Raw genomic sequence first — 4347 nt, forward strand, 5'->3', positions numbered from 1 at the left:
CGTTATCAGTGCATAACAGGCAGTAAGAGGACAGCAGCATGGAATACGAATTTTTACGTGACCTCACCGGCGGGGTGAAAGTGCGCATGTCGATGGGACATGAAGCCGTTGGCCACTGGTTTAATGAGGAAGTCGAAGGCAATCTGGCGTTGCTGGAAGAAGTTGAAGCCGCTGTAGAAAGCGTTAAAGGCAGCGAGCGCCAGTGGCAGCGCGTGGGTCACGAATATACGCTGTGGCTGGATGAGGAAGAGGTGATTGTCCGCGCCAACCTGCTGAGTGTAGAAGGCGATGAGATGGAAGAGGGGATGAACTACTACGACGAAGAGCATCTGTGCTTCTGCGGCGTGGAAGATTTTCTGGCGGTGATTGCCGCTTACCGTGCTTTCTTACAGGGACGTTAACAGGCGCTGTTGCCCGGCTGCCTGAGGCTGAAACAAAAACGGGCGGCCCTGAGGCCACCCGCTTCTTTTTGGCTCAAAAACCTTACAGCGTTTTGGATCCCACGGCCGGAATATTGCGCCCGTAGTAAATCTCACGCATCTCTTTCCACAGCAGATCGGTAATACGCTTGTGCTCTTGCGGGCTCAAGTCTTCCGGTCGGGTGTTGAACAGATAGTGTTTCAAATCAAACTCTTTCAGCAGCATCTTGGTGTGGAAGATGTTCTCCTGATAGACGTTTACATCCAGCATGTCGTACATCGATTTCATGTCTTCAGACATAAAGTTCTGAATCGAATTGATCTGGTGATCGATATAGTGCTTCACGCCGTTCACATCGCGAGTAAAGCCGCGAACGCGATAGTCGATGGTGACGATGTCCGATTCCAGCTGGTGGATTAAGTAGTTCAATGCTTTCAGTGGCGAAATGACACCACAAGTAGAGACCTCAATATCCGCGCGGAAAGTACAAAGTCCGCCTTCTGGGTGACTTTCCGGATAAGTGTGCACGCAGATATGGCTCTTATCCAGATGAGCAACCACCGAGTTTGGCAGTGGGCCTGGATGTTCTGAGTTATCAATATCCTTCGGGTCAATCGGCTCTTCGCTGACCAGAATGGTCACGCTGGCCCCTTGCGGCTCATAGTCCTGGCGCGCAATGTTAAGCACGTTAGCGCCGATAATTGAGCAGGTTTCGCTAAGGATCTCTGTCAGGCGGTTGGCATTGTATTGCTCATCAATGTACGCGATGTATCCGTCACGCTCTGCATCCGTATTGGCGTAACAGATATCGTAGATACAAAAACTCAGGCTCTTGGTCAGGTTGTTGAAGCCATGCAGTTTAAGCTTTTGCAATTTCGTTCACCCCTTAAATGCCCGGCTGGTCGGCCAGTGCATTCAACAAATATTGCGGCAGGGCAAAGCTGCCAGTGTGGATCGCCGGAGTATAGTAGCGACAGGTCAGGTCAGCCGCGTCAAAGCGGGCCTGAAGCGTGGCGCTATCAAGTTGACGCAGCGCCGGGTTATTGCTGGCCCAGGCAAACGTCATAATGCCACCGTAATAGGTCGGGATCGCCGCCTGATAGAAGCTGACGTCGCTAAAATAGTGACTCAGTTTGCGGTGGCTGTTAACGGCTTCATCCTGCTGTAAGAAACAAACGCCATTCTGCGCAACGAAGATGCCATTTTCATTAAGGCAGCGGTGGCAACCCTCATAAAATTCTGAGGTGAACAGGCTTTCTCCCGGTCCAATGGGATCGGTGCAGTCAGAAATAATCACATCAAACTTTTCACTGCACTGACGGACAAAGTTCACGCCATCGTCAATCACCAGCTTGAAACGCGGATCTTCATACGCTCCGGCGCTGTGGTTTGGCAGATACTGTTTGCAGAAGGTCACCACGCCAGCGTCGATTTCCACCATGGTGATCTGTTCGATATTTTTATGGCGGCTGACTTCGCGCAGCATGGCACCATCGCCACCGCCGATAATCAACACGCGTTTTGCTGCACCCTGCGCGAGGAGGGGAACGTGGGTCATCATTTCGTGATAGATGAATTCATCGCGCTCGGTGGTTTGTACCACACCGTCCAGCGCCATAACGCGACCTAACGCGGCATTCTCAAAGATGACTAAATCCTGGTGACCGGTCTGTTCACGGTAGAGGATCTTGTCGACAGAAAAGTACTGTCCAAACCCGGTATGAAGCGTTTCATACCACATTTCTTTTTCGGCCATGCTGGGATTCTCCTCATAACAGCCACGAAAAATGGGCGCGACATAATAGCTAACTCTGACCGTGGTTGCACGGTCAAATTATCAGCAAGAAGTGGAAAAAGGGAGGGGTTATTTCACGTAAGCGAGCAGGCTAAGGGAGTCTCGAGCCAGAGATTTACACTTCATGTCATTCGGAACGGCGATACCGCTTAAATCGCGATAACTGTCTTCGCCCAGCGCTTTCATATTAAAGCTGCTGTAATTGGCTAAATCCCAGCGGTTCTGCTGAGCAAAGAACACCAGCGCCCGGCGAATCTGTCCGTCTGGCAGATCCTGATAACCACAGTCATTTTTCAGATAGACGAATACAGCCGTTAAATCGGCTAAATCTTCCGCTTCAGATTCGCTCAGCGCGAAACTGGTCGACGAGAAGCCAAAGAGGCTCAGTAACAACAGAGCCTTGATGCTTTTCTTCATAATTGATCTCAACCGATTGCAATAGTCTGACGTTAGCACAGTTATTAACAGGCTTCAGACTATTTTGCGGCAGAAAAGTCCGGATCCGGCCATTTTCTTCACGCCGGGACAGCAAAGCTTGACCTTCCCTGTAGGGAAGGGTTTATGCTTCCGGACAATAATTTCCTGCAAGGGCCAGTTGGATTTATGCAACGTCGTGATTTTATTAAGCTAACAGCAGCAATGGGGGCCGCCAGCGCGTTACCCCTGTGGAGCCGCACCGCCATGGCGGCTGAACGCCGTCCTGAATTGCCGATCCCGGCGTTGCTGACGCCAGATCCGCGCGGCGTGATGAATATTACGGCCAAAACCGGCTCTAAAGTCTGGCAGGGTAAAACCGTTCCCACCTGGGGCTACAACGGCGATTTGCTCGGCCCGGCGATCCAGCTGGAGCGGGGCAAGCCTGTTACCCTCAATGTGCGTAATCAGCTGCCGGAAGCGACTACGGTTCACTGGCACGGGCTGGAGATCCCTGGTGAGGTTGATGGCGGCCCGCAGGCGCAGATCGCCCCAGGTCAAACTCGCACGGTCAGCTTTACGCCAGATCAACGTTCGGCAACCTGCTGGTTCCATCCTCACCTGCATGGCAGAACCGGTTATCAGGTGGCTCAAGGGCTGGCTGGTTTGGTGATTGTTAAGGACAACGCCGGGGAAAAGTTACTGCTGCCAAAAATCTGGGGCGTGGATGATATTCCGCTGATCCTGCAGGATAAAAGGTTGAGCAGTGACGGCAGTAAAATTGACTATCAGCTGGATATCATGAGCGCGGCCGTGGGCTGGTTTGGCGATACGATGCTGACCAATGGCGCCATTTATCCTCAGCACGCCGTCCCGCGTGGCTGGCTACGTTTGCGGGTGCTGAACGGCTGTAATGCACGAACGCTGAACCTGACCGCCAGCGATCGCCGCTCGCTGTATGTTATCGCCAGCGATGGCGGCCTGCTGGCAGAACCGGTTGAGCTGGATGAGCTGCCGATGATGCCGGGTGAACGCTTTGAAATTATGGTCGATACCCGCGATGGCAAAGAGTTTGATCTGCAAACGCTGCCAGTGCGCCAGATGGGCATGTCACTGGCGCCGTTTAACCAGCCTTTGCCGGTACTGCACATTGTTCCCCTGCAAATTTTAGCCAGCGGCACGCTGCCAGATAAGCTGGTCGATATCCCCGCTTTACCTGCTACGGAAGGGATCAATGAACGCCTGCTTAAGCTGACCATGGATCCTGAGCTCGATCGCCGTGGCATGCTGGCCTTGATGGAGAAATACGGCCATGCCGCGATGGCTGGTATGAGCGGCGATGCCCATGATAATGACCAGGGCGACGCGGGTGAGATGACTGGGATGGATCACAGCAAGATGGCTGGGATGGATCAGGATTCGATGTCGGATAAGGATCACAGCAACATGGCTGGCATGGATCACGGTTCCATGTCCGGCATGGAACAAGAGGGAAGCAAGGCGGCCTACGATTTCCATAACGGCAATAAGATTAACGGTAAAGCCTTTGATATGACCGCCCCTGCCTTTGACGTGAAGCGGGGCGTTGTCGAGAAGTGGACAATTTCCGGAGAAGGGGATGAGATGCTGCATCCCTTCCATATTCACGGCACCCAGTTCCGCATTTTGTCGGAAAACGGCAAACCCCCGGCCGCGCATCGCAGCGGCTGGAAGGATAT

The 4347-nt window shown here is 53.0% G+C and carries 5 protein-coding genes; 2 read left to right on the forward strand and 3 right to left on the reverse strand.

The annotated features are described in order from the left end of the window. The first annotated feature begins 38 nt into the window (after positions 1 to 38). Entirely contained in the window at positions 39 to 401 is a 363-nt protein-coding gene (yacL, locus tag WCC56_RS12640) for a protein YacL (RefSeq protein WP_424692705.1), read from the forward strand. Positions 402 to 483: 82 nt separating this feature from the next. Here yacL and speD read toward each other — a convergent pair whose 3' ends face one another. From speD to WCC56_RS12655, 3 genes are all read right to left on the reverse strand, one after another. After that, positions 484 to 1293: an adenosylmethionine decarboxylase gene (speD, locus tag WCC56_RS12645; protein ID WP_424692706.1), complete on the reverse strand. Its 810-nt coding sequence runs from the start codon at positions 1291 to 1293 to the stop codon at positions 484 to 486. Between the two features lie 13 nt (positions 1294 to 1306). Then, positions 1307 to 2176 (reverse strand): polyamine aminopropyltransferase, encoded by an 870-nt coding sequence (gene speE / locus WCC56_RS12650; protein WP_424692707.1) that lies wholly within the window; start codon positions 2174 to 2176, stop codon positions 1307 to 1309. Positions 2177 to 2284: 108 nt separating this feature from the next. Then, positions 2285 to 2632, reverse strand: a complete 348-nt coding sequence (locus WCC56_RS12655) for a YacC family pilotin-like protein (protein WP_013200808.1) — start codon at positions 2630 to 2632, stop codon at positions 2285 to 2287. 186 nt (positions 2633 to 2818) lie between these two features. On the opposite strand from WCC56_RS12655, the gene cueO reads away from it, so the two are divergent. Next, the coding region (cueO, locus tag WCC56_RS12660) for a multicopper oxidase CueO (RefSeq protein WP_424692708.1) at positions 2819 to 4347 on the forward strand (1529 nt) is incomplete at its 3' end.

Source organism: Erwinia sp., assembly GCF_049696395.1.
Classification (GTDB): domain Bacteria; phylum Pseudomonadota; class Gammaproteobacteria; order Enterobacterales; family Enterobacteriaceae; genus Erwinia.